The sequence below is a fragment of the Streptomyces sp. NPDC052064 genome (assembly GCF_055585925.1).
This window is the reverse complement of sequence record NZ_JBVJJE010000001.1, coordinates 102,343-117,633: the sequence shown is the minus strand read 5'-3', so window position 1 is coordinate 117,633 and position 15,291 is coordinate 102,343. Positions and strand designations below refer to the sequence as shown.

At 70.1% G+C, this 15,291-nt stretch carries 14 protein-coding genes and 2 tRNA genes; 8 read left to right on the top strand and 8 right to left on the bottom strand.

What is annotated here, in order from left to right; translation table 11 throughout:
* The first annotated feature begins 7 nt into the window (after positions 1-7).
* Both ACZ6TU_RS00595 and ACZ6TU_RS00590 read left to right on the top strand, forming a co-directional pair.
* Entirely contained in the window at positions 8-226 is a 219-nt protein-coding gene (locus ACZ6TU_RS00595) for a hypothetical protein (RefSeq protein WP_467679092.1), read from the top strand.
* Positions 227-328: 102 nt separating this feature from the next.
* Positions 329-1,420 (top strand): YlbL family protein, encoded by a 1,092-nt coding sequence (locus tag ACZ6TU_RS00590; RefSeq protein ID WP_467678904.1) that lies wholly within the window; start codon positions 329-331, stop codon positions 1,418-1,420.
* Positions 1,421-1,463: 43 nt separating this feature from the next.
* On the opposite strand, the gene ACZ6TU_RS00585 is transcribed toward ACZ6TU_RS00590, so the two are convergent.
* On the bottom strand, positions 1,464-2,006 hold the full coding sequence (locus tag ACZ6TU_RS00585; protein WP_467678906.1) for a PPA1309 family protein: 543 nt from the start codon (positions 2,004-2,006) through the stop codon (positions 1,464-1,466).
* Between the two features lie 163 nt (positions 2,007-2,169).
* Here ACZ6TU_RS00585 and ACZ6TU_RS00580 point away from each other — a divergent pair, with 163 nt between their 5' ends.
* From ACZ6TU_RS00580 to ACZ6TU_RS00565, 4 genes are all read left to right on the top strand, one after another.
* Positions 2,170-5,106 carry a UPF0182 family membrane protein gene (locus tag ACZ6TU_RS00580; RefSeq protein WP_467679083.1) on the top strand — a complete coding sequence of 979 codons (2,937 nt, stop codon included), beginning with the start codon at positions 2,170-2,172 and terminating at the stop codon, positions 5,104-5,106.
* 57 nt (positions 5,107-5,163) lie between these two features.
* Positions 5,164-5,237: transfer RNA gene (locus tag ACZ6TU_RS00575), tRNA-Met, on the top strand.
* A 234-nt stretch (positions 5,238-5,471) separates the two neighbouring features.
* Entirely contained in the window at positions 5,472-7,295 is a 1,824-nt protein-coding gene (locus ACZ6TU_RS00570) for a tetratricopeptide repeat protein (RefSeq protein ID WP_467678907.1), read from the top strand.
* A gap of 188 nt (positions 7,296-7,483) precedes the next feature.
* Positions 7,484-7,557, top strand: a tRNA-Met gene (locus ACZ6TU_RS00565).
* A gap of 48 nt (positions 7,558-7,605) precedes the next feature.
* On the opposite strand, the gene ACZ6TU_RS00560 is transcribed toward ACZ6TU_RS00565, so the two are convergent.
* The 4 genes from ACZ6TU_RS00560 to ACZ6TU_RS00545 all read right to left on the bottom strand — a co-directional run bounded on the left by ACZ6TU_RS00560 (position 7,606) and on the right by ACZ6TU_RS00545 (position 10,919).
* Entirely contained in the window at positions 7,606-8,745 is a 1,140-nt protein-coding gene (locus ACZ6TU_RS00560) for an ABC transporter substrate-binding protein (protein WP_467678909.1), read from the bottom strand.
* Entirely contained in the window at positions 8,742-9,605 is an 864-nt protein-coding gene (locus tag ACZ6TU_RS00555) for an ABC transporter permease (protein ID WP_467678911.1), read from the bottom strand. Before ACZ6TU_RS00555 ends, ACZ6TU_RS00560 begins: the two co-directional genes overlap by 4 nt.
* Complete coding sequence (locus ACZ6TU_RS00550) at positions 9,602-10,369, bottom strand: ABC transporter ATP-binding protein (RefSeq protein WP_469545637.1); 768 nt, start codon at positions 10,367-10,369, stop codon at positions 9,602-9,604. The genes ACZ6TU_RS00555 and ACZ6TU_RS00550 overlap by 4 nt, the downstream gene beginning before the upstream one ends.
* A gap of 133 nt (positions 10,370-10,502) precedes the next feature.
* Positions 10,503-10,919: a Fur family transcriptional regulator gene (locus ACZ6TU_RS00545; protein WP_010047623.1), complete on the bottom strand. Its 417-nt coding sequence runs from the start codon at positions 10,917-10,919 to the stop codon at positions 10,503-10,505.
* 127 nt (positions 10,920-11,046) lie between these two features.
* Here ACZ6TU_RS00545 and ACZ6TU_RS00540 point away from each other — a divergent pair, with 127 nt between their 5' ends.
* Positions 11,047-12,516: a catalase gene (locus ACZ6TU_RS00540; RefSeq protein WP_469545634.1), complete on the top strand. Its 1,470-nt coding sequence runs from the start codon at positions 11,047-11,049 to the stop codon at positions 12,514-12,516.
* A gap of 70 nt (positions 12,517-12,586) precedes the next feature.
* Here the strand turns inward: ACZ6TU_RS00540 and ACZ6TU_RS00535 are convergent, their stop codons facing one another.
* Both ACZ6TU_RS00535 and hisN read right to left on the bottom strand, forming a co-directional pair.
* Positions 12,587-12,979, bottom strand: coding sequence for a CBS domain-containing protein (locus ACZ6TU_RS00535; protein WP_467678916.1), 393 nt, complete (start codon positions 12,977-12,979; stop codon positions 12,587-12,589).
* A 132-nt stretch (positions 12,980-13,111) separates the two neighbouring features.
* A complete protein-coding gene (gene hisN / locus ACZ6TU_RS00530; RefSeq protein WP_059421254.1) occupies positions 13,112-13,912 on the bottom strand; it encodes a histidinol-phosphatase in 801 nt (266 codons plus the stop codon).
* Positions 13,913-14,278: 366 nt separating this feature from the next.
* Here hisN and ACZ6TU_RS00525 point away from each other — a divergent pair, with 366 nt between their 5' ends.
* On the top strand, positions 14,279-14,887 hold the full coding sequence (locus ACZ6TU_RS00525; RefSeq protein WP_467678918.1) for a TetR/AcrR family transcriptional regulator: 609 nt from the start codon (positions 14,279-14,281) through the stop codon (positions 14,885-14,887).
* Between the two features lie 7 nt (positions 14,888-14,894).
* On the opposite strand, the gene ACZ6TU_RS00520 is transcribed toward ACZ6TU_RS00525, so the two are convergent.
* Entirely contained in the window at positions 14,895-15,218 is a 324-nt protein-coding gene (locus ACZ6TU_RS00520; protein ID WP_467678920.1) for a DMT family transporter, read from the bottom strand.
* Between the last annotated feature and the right edge of the window lie 73 nt (positions 15,219-15,291).

The following is a 15,291-nucleotide window of genomic DNA, read 5'->3' as shown; positions in this document are numbered from 1 at the left end:
ACTGCGGATGGTTAATCTGCTGATCAGTCAGTTGCGGACGCTCAAGGGGTTGGAGTTCGGCATGGCGGCGCTTGCCTGGTTGCTGATTCCGCTTGTGGCTGCGATCGGCGCGGGCCTCTGGGGCAGTTGGGCCAGCCGGACCCGCAAGGTCCGTGGCGACGGCCCGGAGCTCGTCGGTTACGCCCGCTTCCGCGAGGCCATGGAGAAGCCTCGGCCGGGTAGCTGACGGCCGGGAAAACCGCAGGTCACAGGCGTTTTAGCGCGCAGGGCCGCCCCGGACGGGCGGCCCTGACGGTACGCTGACAGGACCGTCCCGTACTGTCGAGTCATGCCACGCCGCACCGCGACGATGCTCGCCTCCACCCTGATGCTGATCGCGCTCCTGTGCGCGGGAGTGTTCATCCCCGTGCCGTATTCGGAGATGTCCCCGGGGCCGACGGTGAACACGCTGGGCGATCACGGCGGCGAGCCGGTGCTCCGGATCTCGGGGCGGAAGACGTATGCGGCCGGTGGTCATCTGAACATGACGACGGTCCGGGTCACCAGCGCCGACTACCGGATGAACCTGGTCGAGGCCGTCTACGGCTGGCTCGCGCATGACAACAAGGTGGTGCAGCACGAGACGCTCTACCCGGACGGCAAGACCGAGGAGCAGTCCACGCAGGAGAACGCCGAGGAGTTCAGTCAGTCCCAGGAGAGCGCCAAGGTCGCCGCGCTGAAGGAACTCGACGTTCCGGTGAAGTCGTGGGTCATCGTCTCGACGGTCGTCAAGGGTTCGCCGGCCGAGGGCGAGCTGCACGCGGGGGATGTGATCAAGGCCGTCGACGGTACGCCGGTGAAGGAGCCGACCGACGTCTCGAAGCTCGTCACGAAGCACAAGCCGGGCCAGGACGTGCGCTTCACGATCGTGCCCGCTAAGGAGCAGGCCGCCGCGGAGAAGGAGAAGCGGACGCCGACGAAGACGCAGGACATCACCCTCACCACGACGACGTCGGACGACGCCGGCGAGAAGCGGGCCATCGTGGGGATCTCCGCGGGGACCGACCACACGTTCCCGTTCACCATCGACATCAAGCTGGCCGATGTCGGCGGGCCGAGCGCAGGTCTGATGTTCGCGCTCGGCATCTACGACAAGCTCACGCCGGGCAGCCTGACCGGGGGCAGGTTCGTGGCCGGTACGGGGACGATCGACGACGAGGGCAAGGTCGGCCCGATCGGTGGCATCGAGATGAAGACCGTGGGTGCGCGGGCCAAGGGCGCGCAGTACTTCCTGACACCCGCGGAGAACTGCGAGGCCGCCGCCAAGGACACCCCCGAGGGCCTCACCCTCATCAAGGTGAACACCATCGAGGACGCCCTCGGCGCTCTCAAGGACCTCCGCACCGGTGACACCGCCGATCTGCCGAAGTGCGGTAAGTAGTCCGCCGGGCCGGGCGACCGGCCCGGGCCGCGCAGGCGCCCGGCTACTCCTCGAACGTCGCCGCCAATGCCTCCGCCAGACCCGGTACCAGGTCGGAGCCGGTGAGGACGTCCGTCGGGGAGTCCTTCTCGCGCAGGCGCAGGGCCGACTCGCGGGTGCCGTCCCGGAGGACCGCGACCGTCATGCGGACCTCCTGACGGTCCGGGTGTTCAGCCACCCACTTCGAGAGCGCGGCCTTGTCCAGGCCCTGCGGAACCTGGGCCTCCGCGGACGGCGGCAGCATCAGGCGCTCCACGGCGAGGGCGCAGCCGGCCACCGCGTCGGGCCAGGCGATGGTGGCGAGGAACTCGTCGAGCGGCTTGCCCGTTGGTACTTCGTCCTGCTCGATCGGGGTGAGGCCGGAGTTCTCCGACTCGTCGTCCAGACCGAGCCGGTCCGCGAGCGAGGGCTGTTCGGCCCGGAGCCGGGCGGTGTCGACGAGTGCGAAGAGGCGGGCGGGCTGGTCCCAGCCGAGGCCGGAGACGTACTCGTCGATCTCGAGCACGGCCCGGGTGAGCGGGCTCGCCGCCATGGGAGTGTTGGACATGGTCACAATCCTGCCTCGTTCCCGGCCGGAATCGGGAACCGAGTAAGCGGTGAGTAAGTTGCATAGGTGGGGGCCCACGATCACGGGGGCCGCAGACGGTCCGTGAAGACGCGGGCCTGACGAATCAACAGCGAACTTCGAGGTGCGCACCTTGGCTTTCCAGATGCCGGACCGCGGCGGGGGCCCGACAGGGCCGCGGATCAGAGTGGGCCGCCCGTCCCGGCGTGTCCGGACCCTGCTCATGACACTGGGCGTCCTGGCCGTCCTCGGCATGGCGTTCACCATGTTCGCGGGCTTTTGGACGGACTGGCTCTGGTACCGGTCGGTGAAGTACTCGACGGTCTTCACCACGACCCTGTGGACCAAGATCGGGCTCTTCTTCGTCTTCGGCCTGCTCATGGCCCTCGCGGTCGGCTTCAACATCTGGCTGGCCCACCGGATGCGGCCGCCGCTGAGCGCCATGTCCATGGAGCAGCAGAACCTCGACCGCTACCGGATGGGCATCGCGCCCTACAAGAAGTGGCTGCTGCTCGGGATCACGGCCCTGGTGGGCCTGATCGCCGGCGCCTCCGCGTCCGGCCAGTGGCGGACGTGGCTGATGTGGGTCAACGGCGTGCCCTTCGGCCAGAAGGACCCCCAGTTCAAGCTGGACGTCTCCTTCTACGCCTTCGACCTGCCCTGGTACCGGTTCCTGCTCGGCTTCGGCTTCGCCGCCGCGATCCTGTCCGTGATCGCCGCCGCGCTCACGCACTACCTGTACGGCGGGCTGCGCGTCACCAGCCCCGGCGCCCGCGCCACGGCGGCGGCCACCGGGCACCTGTCGGTGCTCATCGGCGTCTTCGTGGCCCTGAAGGCGGTCGCGTACTGGCTCGACCGGTACGGACTCGCGGTCAAGTCCAGCGACTTCAGGGCGACCGACAACTGGACGGGCCTGAGGTACGTCGACGCCAACGCCTATCTGCCGGCCAAGACGATCCTGTTCTGCATCGCCGTCATCTGCGCGCTGCTGTTCTTCGCCACCCTGTGGCGGCGCACCTGGCAGCTGCCGGTGATCGGCTTCGGCCTGATGGTGCTCTCCGCGATCCTCATCGGCGGCCTCTACCCGGCGATCGTGCAGAAGTTCCAGGTCCAGCCGAACGAGCAGGCCAAGGAAGCGCCGTACGTCGAGAAGAACCTCGAGGCGACGCGCAAGGCGTACGGCATCGACGGCACCAAGGTCACCGACTACTCGGGTACGAGCAAGACCGAGGACAAGACCACGCTCCGCGACGACGTCGGCTCCACGGCGAGCATCCGGATCATGGACCCGAACATCGTCTCGCCGACGTTCCAGCAGCTCCAGCAGATCAGGAACTACTACGCGTTCCCGACCAACCTGGACGTCGACCGCTACGCCAAGGACGGCAAGGACCAGGACACGGTCATCGGCCTGCGTGAGCTGAACCTGGCGGGCATCCCGAAGAAGAACTGGATCAACAACCACTTCCGTTACACCCACGGCTACGGAGTGGTCGCCGCCGAGGGCACCAACTCGGACGCCCAGGGCCGGCCGGTCTTCACGGAGTCCGACCTGCCCTCCGAGGGCGACCTCGGCACGTACGAGCAGCGGGTCTACTACGGCGAGAAGACCACCACGTACTCGATCGTCGGCGGTCCCCAGAAGGAGATCGACTACTCCGACGACAACGGCGAGAAGACCACCAGCTACAAGGGCGACAGCGGGGTCAACCTCTCCAACCCGGTCAACCGGGCCGCGTACGCGGTGGCGTTCGGCGAGCCGCAGATCCTCTACTCCGGCGCCATCGGCGACGGTTCGCGGATCCTGTACAACCGCACGCCCAAGGAGCGCGTCGAGGCTGTCGCCCCCTGGCTGACCATCGACGGCGACGCCTACCCGGCGGTGGTGAACAACCGGATCCAGTGGATCGTCGACGCGTACACGACGACGAACGGCTACCCGTACTCCTCGCGTACGACCCTCGGTGACACGACGGCCGACTCGCTGACCGCCACCAACGACAACCGCGCGGTGGTGGCCCAGCAGAACCAGGTCAACTACATCCGCAACTCGGTGAAGGCGACCGTCGACGCGTACACCGGCGAAGTCAAGCTCTACCAGTGGGACACCAAGGACCCGGTCCTGAAGACCTGGATGAAGGCCTTCCCGGACACGGTGAAGCCCAAGAGCGAGATCTCCAAGGGCCTGATGGACCACCTGCGCTACCCGCAGGACCTGTTCAAGGTCCAGCGGGAGCTGCTCACTCGCTACCACGTGAAGGACGCGACGACGTTCCTCAGCGGCAGCGAGGTGTGGCAGGTGCCGGACGACCCGACGAACCGGTCGGGCAGCGCGGTGCCGCCGTACTACCTGAGCATGAGGATGCCCGACCAGAAGGCCCAGTCGTTCTCGTTGACGACGACCTTCACGCCCAACGGCCGGGACAACCTCAGCGCGTTCATGGCGGTCGACGCCGAGGCGGGCACCAGTGACTACGGCAGGATCAGAATCCTGAAACTGCCGACGAACACGACGGTCAACGGACCCCAGCAGGTCCAGAGTCAGTTCAACTCGCAAGAGGAGATCGCCGAGTCCATCAGGCTCCTGAGAGGCGGTGACTCCGAGGTCGAGTACGGCAACCTGCTGACGGTGCCGCTCGACGGCGGACTGCTCTACGTGGAGCCGGTCTACGTACGCGGTGGTGGACTGAAGTACCCGCTGCTGCGGAAGGTGCTGGTCACCTACGGCGGCCAGACCGCCTTCGAGAACACGCTCGACGAGGCCCTCAACAAGATCTTCGGAACGGAGGGGCCGGCCCAGGAGCCACCGGACGAGGGTGACACCACGACGCCACCGCCGACGTCCGAGAACCCGACGGTCCAACAGGCCCTGGAGGACGCCCAGAAGGCGTTCGACGCGGGTCAGGAGGCCCTGAAGGGGAACGACTGGGAGGCGTACGGCCGGGCGCAGAAGGACCTGGAGGACGCTCTGCAGCGGGCCGAGGACGCGCAGGCCGAGGCCGGCCGCGGGGGTGCCGGGGGCGGCGAGAGCAAGCCCAGCGCCGGCCCGAGCGGCAGTCCGAGCCCGAAGCCGAGCAGCTAGGGGCCTGGCCTGGTCAAATGCCCACCCCGCGCCGTGATACGGTTGTGAACACAACGGCGCGGGGTGGAGCAGCTCGGTAGCTCGCTGGGCTCATAACCCAGAGGTCGCAGGTTCAAATCCTGTCCCCGCTACTGAAATCGCGAAGTCCGAGTGACGGAGCGACCACGAAGGCCCGGATTCCACAAAGGAATCCGGGCCTTCGTGATGTGTGAACGCATGTGCTGGCGCGGGCTACGGCCGCGCCGCCGGGGGGAGTTGGGAAATCTGTGTTTGACTTGTCTCTCTGTGGGCATGTCGACAAAACGCTGTAGTGACCTCACTGGCTGCGGTATACCAGGTGTACCCAGGTTGCAGGTGGTGCGACGATGGACGTTATGGGGGACAAGGCAACTCTGTTCGAGACAGGGCGTTTTGTGCAGCCTTCCAGCCGGGAGGACACCGACAACCCGGACGAATCCGGGGAGATCGCCGACGAGGCGGCCGAGGAGCTGCGTCAGCGGCTCGCTGCGGAGGCCGGCGACGTCGAGGCGATGAGTGTCCTCGGGGCCATGCTGCTGCGCCGTGGTGATCTCGACGGTGCCGAACCACATCTGCGTGCCGCCACCGCCGCGGGCGACCGGGCCGCCGCCAACAACCTGGGAGTCCTGCTCCATCAGCGGGGCTACGCCGACGAGGCCGCCGGCTGGTGGCGGATCGCCGCCGTCGCCGGATCCACGGCGGCCGCGCACGCCCTCGGACGGCACCACCGCGAGCGCGGCGACGAACCCGCCGCCGAGTACTGGCTGCGCCAGTCCGCGGAACAGGGCCACACCCTGGGCGCGTACGCCCTCGCCGACCTGCTGGAGCACCGCGGTGACGCCGGGGCCGAGAAGTGGATGCGGGTCGCGGCCGAACGCGGGCACCGGGAGGCGGCGTACCGCCTGGCCCGGGCGCTGGACCGGAAGGCGGCGCGGGAAGCCGACGGTGACGACGGTGTCCGGGTTCTGGACGAGGTCGAGCAGTGGTACCGGCAGGCCGCCGCGCGCGGCCACCGGCGAGCCGCGCTGCACCTCGGGACGATCCTGGAGAAGCGCGGCGAGCTCAAGGAGGCCGGACGCTGGTACCTGACGTCCGCCAAGGACGGCGAGGCGCGGGCCGCCTGCGCGCTCGGCTTCCTGCTGCGCGACGCGGGCGACACCGAGAACGCCGCCGTGTGGTGGCTGCGGGCCGCCCAGGACGGTGACGGCAACGCGGCGAACGCGCTGGGCGCGCTGCACGCCGAGCGGGGCGAGACCCAGACCGCCGAGCGCTGGTACCGGGCCGCGATGGACGCGGGCGACGTGAACGGCGCCTACAACCTCGGGCTGCTCTGCGCCGAGCAGGGACGCACCGCGCAGGCCGAGCAGTGGTACCGGCGTGCGGCCTACGCCGGGCACCGGGAGGCCGCGAACGCGCTGGCGATCCTGCTGCTGCGGGGCGGGGACGAGACGGGCGCGGAGCCGTGGTTCTCCAAGGCCGCGGAGGCCGGGAGCGTGGACGCCGCCTTCAACCTGGGCATCCTGCACGCCGGCCGGGGCGAGGAGCGGGCCGCGCTGCGCTGGTACGAGCAGGCCGCGGCCGCCGGGCACACCGAGGCGGCGCTCCAGGTCGGCATGGCCCGGCTGCGGGACGGCGACGAGCAGGAGGCCGAGCGGCATCTGCGGTGTGCCGCCGGCGGCGGGAGCGCCGAGGCCGCGTACCGGCTGGCGACCGTGCTCGACGCGCGTCGGCCGCCGGAGCCCGCGCACGAGCTGGGGGAGCCGGTGCACCGGCGGAGCGAGTGCGAGGAGTGGTATGAGAGAGCGGCCTCGCAGGGGCACCGGCGGGCGCAGGTGCGGGTGGGCATGCTCGCCGCGGCCCGGGGGGACGTCGTCGAGGCGGCTCGGTGGTACCGGGAGGCGGCCGAGGCCGGGTCCCGCAACGGGGCGTTCAATCTCGGGCTGCTGCTGGCCCGGGAGGGGAGTGAGCCCGAGGCGGCGGTGTGGTGGACGCGGGCGGCTGACGCCGGGCATGGGCGGGCGGCGTTGCGGCTGGCCCTGGTCTACGCGCGTCGGGGGGAGCTGGCGGAAGGGCAGCGGTGGGCCGATCGGGCGGTGGCGTTGGGGCCGGAGTCCGTGGCGGAGCGGGCGGCTCGGTTGCGGGATGCGCTCAGGCAGGAGCTGTCGGCTTGATGCCGGGTTTCGTGACTGTGGGCCGCATGGTGCTCGGCGTCGTGGCCGGGGGCGGGGCGGGCCCGCTGCCCGGCGGTGCGGGGTGCCGTCTCGGTGGGACGGGCGCCGCCCCGAGCGGCACGACTGCCCGCAGCTGGGTAAGCGATTTGCATCCGCCCTCCGCGTTGACGTAACGTTGCATTCACCGACGCGGGGTGGAGCAGCTCGGTAGCTCGCTGGGCTCATAACCCAGAGGTCGCAGGTTCAAATCCTGTCCCCGCTACTGAAGGCCGAGGGCCGGAATCCGAAAGGGTTCCGGCCCTCGGTGTTTCTATCGGCGGTGTCCTACCGCCTCCTCGTAGAGGGAGCGGTTCACGGTCTGCGACTCGGGGAGCGAGTGGCCTTCCGCTACGCCTTGGGTGCGGTAGGCGGACTGGAGGCGGTCCGTCGTGCCGGTGCGGATTTCCCAGTCCATGCGGAGCGGCGGTGTCGAGCGCAGGATCGTCTCGTCCGTCTTCAGGAGCTTCGCCAGGTACGTGACGAAGGTCTCGTTCTTCTTGTAGTCGGCCGCGAAGTACGTGTTCACCGTGCGGATGTACGCCCGCAGCAGTGCAACGCCCGCGTCCACGTCGTCGTTCAGCAGGCTCGGGCCGTAGAGCATGCCGCCCAGTGGCTCGCCGGGCGGCTGGCCGCCCAGGAAGGCGTAGCCGGGTTCGCCGTCGACCCGGCGCCATACGGGGTCGAGCAGCCATGCGGAGTCGACGCCGCCGTTCTCCAGGGCCGTGAGGACGTCGGCGGAGCCCAGTTGCTGGTAGCGGATCCGGTCGAGGCCGCCGCCGTGCTGCTCCAGGGCCTGTTCCATGGGGTAGGCGATCACGGAGCCCTTGCCGATCATCGTGCCGAGCTTCCGGTCGGCCATCCGGACGGCGGTCGCCGTCTCGCCGCCCTTCAGCCGGACCCACAGGCCGCTCTTGGACTTCGGGTCGGGCGAGAAGTTCCCCGCCACCCAGCGGATGGTGAAGCCGCCGCGGATGCCGTTCATGACGGCTGCCTCCGGGGCGGCCCAGAGTGCGTCGACCTCACCCTTGGCCAGCAGCGGGAGTGCCTCGGGCGTCGGCAGCACCTTCAGCGTGACGTCCAGGCCCTCCTTGTCGAACTCGCCCTTGTCGAGGGCGACGCGCAGGGGCGCCACATACTCGGCGCCGAGTGTGCCCGTCGCGATGGTCAGCTCGCGGGGCTCGGGGAGCCGCTGGGCGGGCGGGGAGCCCGGGCGGCAGCGGGCCGGGGTGCGGTCGGGGGTGAGGCCGGCGGGGTCCGTCCAGGAGCCGGCGCCGCACCCCTCGACCGGGTGGACGGTGCGCGTTCCGGCGTCCGCCTTCGGCGTGGAGGTCCCGGGGGACGGCGACGAGCAGGCCGCCGAGGCCAGCAGCGCTGTCGCGAGCAGGGCGAGGCCGTAGGTACGTCCCCTCATGACTGCCCCCGTCCCCGGTCGCGCGGGGCCCACGGGGTGAGCAGTCGGCCGACGAAGCGGACCAGCTCGGAGAAGAGCACGCCCAGGACGGCGACGCAGACGATGCCGACGAACATCACGTCGTTCTGGAAGAGGGCGCGGGAGTCGAAGATCAGATGGCCGAGGCCGTCGGTCGCGGCGATCTGTTCCGAGGCGACGATCACCAGGACCGCCACACCCGCCGCGATCCGCGCGCCGACCAGGACGGCGGGCAGAGAGGCCGGGAGGAGGACGTGGCGGAACATCTGCCAGAGGGAGGCGCCGAAGACCCGCCCGGCGTCTCGGTGGCCGTCGGGGACCGCCATGACCGCCGACATCGTGGAGATCCAGACGAAGAAGAAGACCGTGGCCGCGACCAGGGCCACCTGCGGGCCCTCGCCCAGGCCGAACATGTTCAGGAAGACGGGGAGCAGGGCCAGCTTCGGTACGACGTACAGGGCGTCCAGGAGCGGTTCCAGGGCGGCCCGTACCAGCGACAGCGAACCCATCAGCAGACCCAGGAGGTAGCCCGCCGCCGTGCCGGCGGCGTAACCGGCCAGGACGCGCCTGAGCGTCGCCCACACGTCAGGCCACAGGTCACCGGCCGCGGCCCGGTCCCAGCCGTCCGCGAGGATCGTGGACGGCGCCGGGTAGACGCGGTCGTCGATCCAGCCCCGGAGCGCCGCCAGCTGCCAGAGCAGCACCAGCAGGAGGGGGACGGCCGCCGCGAGGGACAGTTCCAGGGTGCGGCGGCGGCGATGGGTGCGTATGGGGTGCAGTTCGCGGGGGCCCGGGCGGCGGACCAGGACCGAGGCCCTCGTCTCGGGAGCGACCGTGGTCATGCGGGCACCGCCTCCTTGCGCAGCAGGTCCCACAGCTCGCTCTTCAGCGCGGTGAACTCCGGGGTGGTGCGGACGTCGCCGGTGCGCGGGCGCGGGAAGGGCGGACGGTGTTCGGCGATGATCCGGCCCGGGCGGGCGGACATCACCAGGACGCGGTCGCCGAGGACGATCGCCTCCTCCAGGCTGTGGGTGATGAACAGGGTCGTCGTGCGCAGCGCCTGGGTGATCTCCAGCAGCTCGTCCTGGAGGATCGTGCGGAGCTGGGCGTCCAGGGCGGCGAAGGGCTCGTCCATCAGCAGCAGTTCGGGCTCGACCGCCAGGGCGCGGGCGAGGGCGACGCGTTGCCGCATCCCGCCCGAGAGGGTCGCCGGGTAAGCGTGCGCGAAGTCGGCGAGGCCCGTGCGGGCCAGCCAGTCGGCGGCGCGGGCGTTCGCCTCCCGGCGTGGGACGCGCTGGACGTCGAGACCGAAGCGGACGTTGGCCTGGACGGTCTTCCAGTCGTAGATGCCGTAGTCCTGGAAGATCATGGCGGCCGGGCGCGGACTGGACGTGCGGATCTCCAGGGTGCCGGTGCTGGGCCGGAGCAGACCGGCGGCGATGCGCAGCAGGGTGGACTTGCCGCAGCCCGAGGGGCCGACGAGGCAGACGAACTCGCCCGGCGTGACGGTCAGGTCGAGGGGGCCGAGGGCGTCGACCGCGCGAGGGCCCCGGCCGAAGGTGCGCGTCAGGTCATGGGCGGTGACTTTCGGATACGGCTCTCCCACTTCGGTCTCCTCGCGGAGTGCGGAACGGACTGGTGGGTGCCGTTGACCATATGACGACCCGTCAGATACCGGAAGTGTGCGGGCAGCGCGAAGCCCCGGCACCCATCGGTGCCGGGGCTCTCGTGTGCGGAGGCTAGGCTGCCGCGCAGTTCGGGCAGACGCCGCGGTACGTCACCTCGACGTCCGAGACCGTGAAGCCGAAGCGCTCCGAGTCGGGGAGGTCCGCCAGGGGATTGCCGACCGGGTGTACGTCGCGGATCGCGCCGCACTGGGCGCAGACCAGGTGGTGGTGCGGCTGGTGGGCGTTCGGGTCGTACCGCTTGGCGCGCTGGTCGGTGGAGACCTCGAGCACCTCGCCGAGCGACACGAGTTCGCCGAGCGTGTTGTAGACGGTCGCCCGGGAGATCTCGGGCAGCTTGGCGACGGCACGGGCGTGGACCTCGTCGGCCGTCAGATGGACGTGTTCGCCGTCGAGGACCTCGGCCACGACGCGCCGCTGCGCGGTCATCCGCCATCCGCGTCCGCGCAGCCGTTCCAGAAGGTCGCTCATGGTCACCAGCCTAACAGCAAAAGCGACCAGGTCGCGAACAGGTGTGAAGTTAGATCATCGCTCGCTTTAGACAATGTCTATTGTAGGATCGAGAACGACTTTGGCCGAGTGACAGGAACGGTCAGGAATGGCCCAGGAGGCACACGTGACGCAGGGACCGCTTACGACGGAGGCCGGGGCTCCGGTCGCTGACAACCAGAACAGCGAGACCGCGGGTGTGGGCGGCCCGGTGCTCGTCCAGGACCAGCTCCTGCTGGAGAAGCTCGCCCACTTCAACCGGGAGCGCATCCCGGAGCGCGTCGTGCACGCTCGCGGCGCCGGCGCCTACGGCACCTTCACGGTGACCGCCGACGTCACCCCGTACACCCGCGCCGCGTTCCTCTCCGAGATCGGCAAGCAGACCGAGGTCTTCCTGCGCTTCTCGACCGTGGCCGGCAACCTGGGCGCGGCGGACGCCGTCCGCGACCCGCGCGGCTTCGCGCTGAAGTTCTACACCGAGGAGGGCAACTACGACCTCGTCGGCAACAACACCCCGGTGTTCTTCATCAAGGACGCCATCAAGTTCCCGGACTTCATCCACACCCAGAAGCGCGACCCGTACACCGGCTCGACGGAGGCGGACAACGTCTGGGACTTCTGGGGCCTGTCGCCCGAGTCCACGCACCAGGTGACCTGGCTGTTCGGCGACCGGGGGATCCCCGCCTCGTACCGCCACATGGACGGCTTCGGCTCGCACACGTTCCAGTGGCAGAACGAGGCCGGCGAGGTCTTCTGGGTCAAGTACCACTTCAAGACCGACCAGGGGATCAGGAACCTCACCCAGGCCGAGGCCAACAGGCTGGCCGGTGAGGACCCGGACAGCCACCAGCGCGATCTGCGCGAGGCCATCGAGCGCGGTGAGTTCCCGTCCTGGACGGTTCAGGTGCAGATCATGCCGGAGGCGGACGCGGCGGCGTACCGCTTCAACCCGTTCGACCTGGCCAAGGTCTGGCCGCACGCCGACTACCCGCCGATCGAGATCGGCAAGCTGGAGCTCAACCGCAACCCGGAGAACGTCTTCGCCGAGGTCGAGCAGTCGGTCTTCAGCCCCGCGCACTTCGTGCCGGGCATCGGCCCGTCCCCGGACAAGATGCTCCAGGGCCGCCTCTTCGCGTACGGCGACGCCCATCGCTACCGCGTCGGCATCAACGCCGACCACCTGCCGGTGAACCGCCCGCACGCCACCGCGGCGCGCACCAACTCCCGTGACGGTCACCTCTACGACGGCCGCCACAAGGGCGCGAAGAACTACGAGCCGAACAGCTTCGGCGGCCCGTTCCAGACGGACCGCCCGCTGTGGTCCGCCACGGCCGTGAGCGGCGTGACGGGCGACCACCCGGCCCCGGTCCACGCCGAGGACGACGACTTTGTGCAGGCGGGCAACCTCTACCGATTGATGGGCGAGGACGAGAAGGAGCGGCTGATCGCCAACCTGGCGGGCTTCATCGCCAAGGTCTCGCGGGACGACATCGTCGAGCGGGCGATCGACAACTTCCGTCGGGCCGACGGAGACTACGGCAAGCGGCTGGAGGTTGCGGTCCAGGCCCTGCGCGGCTGAACTCCAGCACTGGACCGCTTGCGGTGGGGACGGCCCGGGCTCCTTCACGGGGTCCGGGCCGCCCGTGCTGTCAGGCGGGCACCTGCTGACGCGCCGGTGCCCAGCAGCGGATGATGTCGCGGACCGAGACGACGCCGGCGGGCTCGTCGCGGTCCAGCACGATGAGGTGACGGAAACCGCCGTGCGCCATGGCGCCGGCCGCCTCCTCCAAGGTCCAGGCCGGAGTGGCGAACACGACGTCGGTGGTGGTGTGGGCGTGGGCGAGTTCCGTGTCCGGGTCCTGGCCCTGGCCTACTGAGATGAGGATGTCGCGTTCGGTGAGGATGCCGATGCCGCCGGCGTCGGGGTCGTGGACGATGGCCGCGCCGACCTTGCGGGCGGCCATCAGCGCGGCGGCCTGGCGGAGGGTGTGGGTCGGGCCGATGGTCAGGACGACGGTGCTCATGGCGTCACGGACGAGCATGGATGGAGCCACCTCCTGGGAGTGTCCCCGCCGTTTGTTCATCTTTTCACAAGTGCACAAGCGGGCGGACTCTCAGAGTGGCAGGCAAAGGGAGGGCCAACAAGGGGGCGCTCGGTAACAGCGGGCGCGCGCTCAGTAGCGCTGGTTGAGATACCCCAGCAACTCGTCGTGCAGCAGGCCGTTCGACGCGGCCGCGTTGCCGCTGTGCGGGCCCGGGCGGGAGTCGAGTCCGGTGAAGGTGCCGCCGGCCTCGGTGACGATGATCGCGTTGGCGGCCATGTCCCAGAGCGACAGCTCCGGCTCGGCGCACATGTCGACGGCGCCCTCGGCGACCATCATGTACGGCCAGAAGTCGCCGTACGCGCGCGTGCGCCACACCTCGCGGGTGAGGTCCAGGAAGCCGTCCAGGCGGCCCTGTTCCTCCCAGCCGCTGAGTGAGGAGTACGCGAAGGAGGCGTCGGCGAGCTTTCCGACCCGGGAGACCTGGAGGCGGGTCGCCTTCGTGAGGCTGCGGCCGGAGAACGCGCCGTAGCCCTTCGCGGCCCACCAGCGGCGGCCGAGGGCAGGGGCGGAGACGACGCCGACGACGGGCTGGAAGCCGCCCTCGCCGGCTTCCATCAGGGAGATGAGGGTGGCCCAGACGGGGACGCCGCGTACGTAGTTCTTGGTGCCGTCGATCGGGTCGATCACCCAGCGGCGGGGACCGGTGCCCTCGACGCCGTACTCCTCGCCGAGGATCGCGTCCCTGGGACGGGCGCGGGCGAGTTGGCCGCGGATGAGTTCTTCGGCGGCCTTGTCCGCTTCGCTGACCGGGGTCATGTCCGGTTTGGTCTCGACCTTGAGGTCGAGGGCCTTGAACCGGTCCGTCGTCGCGGCGTCGGCGGCGTCGGCGAGGACGTGGGCGAGACGCAGGTCGTCGAGGTAGTCGGGCATGTAACGAACCTATCTGCCGAGGTGGGGGTGGGGCTACAGGGGGTTTGTGGGCGGGGGTGGGGGTGTTGTGGTGGCTCGGCGTGTGGGGGGTGCTGCGGCGTCGGGGCCGGGGCGGGGCGGGTCCGCAGTCCGGCGGCCCGCGGCAGCTGAGCGGACCGCCGCGCGCCTGCACTCGCAGCGAAGGCCTGCGGCGTCGGTGCTGAGGGGTCGGTTCGCAGCCCGGCGGCTGGTCGAGGACCGGCTGAACCGCCTGAGGCACCCGCGCAGGTCGACTCAGAGGCGCTCCCGAGTGCGCTCGTGAACCCTTGACAGTGGGTTCGCGCCCGTCAAATCTGGGCGCAGAGCCGCTCGCCCCAAGGGGAGGCCTTGATGCCTGCAGCGCGGGAATCTCTACTGGACGCCGCTTACACGGCGCTGGCGCGCCGGCCGTGGTTCGCCGTGCGGATGGTGGACGTGGCCGCGGCGGCAGGAGTGTCCCGGCAGACGCTGTACAACGAGTTCGGCAGCAAGGACGGTCTCGCCCGGGCGCTCGTGAGGAGAGAAGCCGACGGGTATCTCGCCGGGGTCGACCGCGCGCTCACCGGGCACAGCGGCCTGCGCGACCGGCTCGCCGCCACCGCCGAGTGGACCACCTCGGCGGCCCGTGAGAACGCCCTCGTCCGCGCCATGCTCACCGGCTGCTGGAGCGAACGGCTGCCGTCCCCGGCCCTGTCGGCCGTGCCCTCCACCTCCGCGGTACCGGCCCAGCGCCGTGCCGACGGCCCACTGCCCTCACCCGGCGACTTCGTCGCCCTCGTCCGCGACCGTGCCGTCACCGCCCTGGCAGGCCCCGGCACCCTCAAGTCCGACAACGCCGACCTGGCCCGCTCCTGCGAACTCGCCGTCCGGCTCGCCCTGTCCTGCGTGGCCGCGCCCCCCGGCGAGGGCGGTGTCGCCGACCTGGTCCGCAGCGCCCTTCAGCGGCAGGCAGGATGACGGGACGTCAGTGCGCCGACCCCGACAATTGAAGCCCGATCACGCCGATGATGACGAAGCTGATCGACACGATCTTCAGCGTCGACACCAGGTCGCCCAGGAACACCATGCCGTAGATCGCCGTGCCCGCCGCGCCGATGCCGGTCCACACCGCGTAGGCGGGACCCACGTCGAGTTTCTTCAGCGCCAGGGTCAGCAGGCCGAAGCTGCCGAGGGCGAAGATGCAGAACGCGACCGTCGGCCAGAGCCGGGTGAAACCGTGCGACAGCTTCAGGCACACGGCGAAGCCGGTCTCCAGCAACCCCGCCACAATGACCAGCAGCCACGCCATGAGTCGTTCCTCCCGTATCCCACGTTCAGCGACCGCTTAGTCAGTTTGAGCATGTTCGCCAGATACTTCAGCT

Excerpts from the sequence above, each read along its gene's own strand:
- ACZ6TU_RS00545 (WP_010047623.1), bottom strand. The coding sequence starts at position 10,919 with ATGAGCGACCTTCTGGAACGGCTGCGCGGACGCGGATGGCGGATGACC.
- ACZ6TU_RS00555 (WP_467678911.1), bottom strand. The coding sequence starts at position 9,605 with ATGACCACGGTCGCTCCCGAGACGAGGGCCTCGGTCCTGGTCCGCCGC.
- ACZ6TU_RS00560 (WP_467678909.1), bottom strand. The coding sequence starts at position 8,745 with ATGAGGGGACGTACCTACGGCCTCGCCCTGCTCGCGACAGCGCTGCTG.
- ACZ6TU_RS00520 (WP_467678920.1), bottom strand. The coding sequence starts at position 15,218 with ATGGCGTGGCTGCTGGTCATTGTGGCGGGGTTGCTGGAGACCGGCTTC.
- ACZ6TU_RS00590 (WP_467678904.1), top strand. The coding sequence starts at position 329 with ATGCCACGCCGCACCGCGACGATGCTCGCCTCCACCCTGATGCTGATC.
- ACZ6TU_RS00570 (WP_467678907.1), top strand. The coding sequence starts at position 5,472 with ATGGACGTTATGGGGGACAAGGCAACTCTGTTCGAGACAGGGCGTTTT.
- ACZ6TU_RS00535 (WP_467678916.1), bottom strand. The coding sequence starts at position 12,979 with ATGCTCGTCCGTGACGCCATGAGCACCGTCGTCCTGACCATCGGCCCG.
- ACZ6TU_RS00540 (WP_469545634.1), top strand. The coding sequence starts at position 11,047 with ATGGCCCAGGAGGCACACGTGACGCAGGGACCGCTTACGACGGAGGCC.
- ACZ6TU_RS00580 (WP_467679083.1), top strand. The coding sequence starts at position 2,170 with ATGCCGGACCGCGGCGGGGGCCCGACAGGGCCGCGGATCAGAGTGGGC.
- ACZ6TU_RS00595 (WP_467679092.1), top strand. The coding sequence starts at position 8 with ATGGTTAATCTGCTGATCAGTCAGTTGCGGACGCTCAAGGGGTTGGAG.
- hisN (WP_059421254.1), bottom strand. The coding sequence starts at position 13,912 with ATGCCCGACTACCTCGACGACCTGCGTCTCGCCCACGTCCTCGCCGAC.
- ACZ6TU_RS00585 (WP_467678906.1), bottom strand. The coding sequence starts at position 2,006 with ATGTCCAACACTCCCATGGCGGCGAGCCCGCTCACCCGGGCCGTGCTC.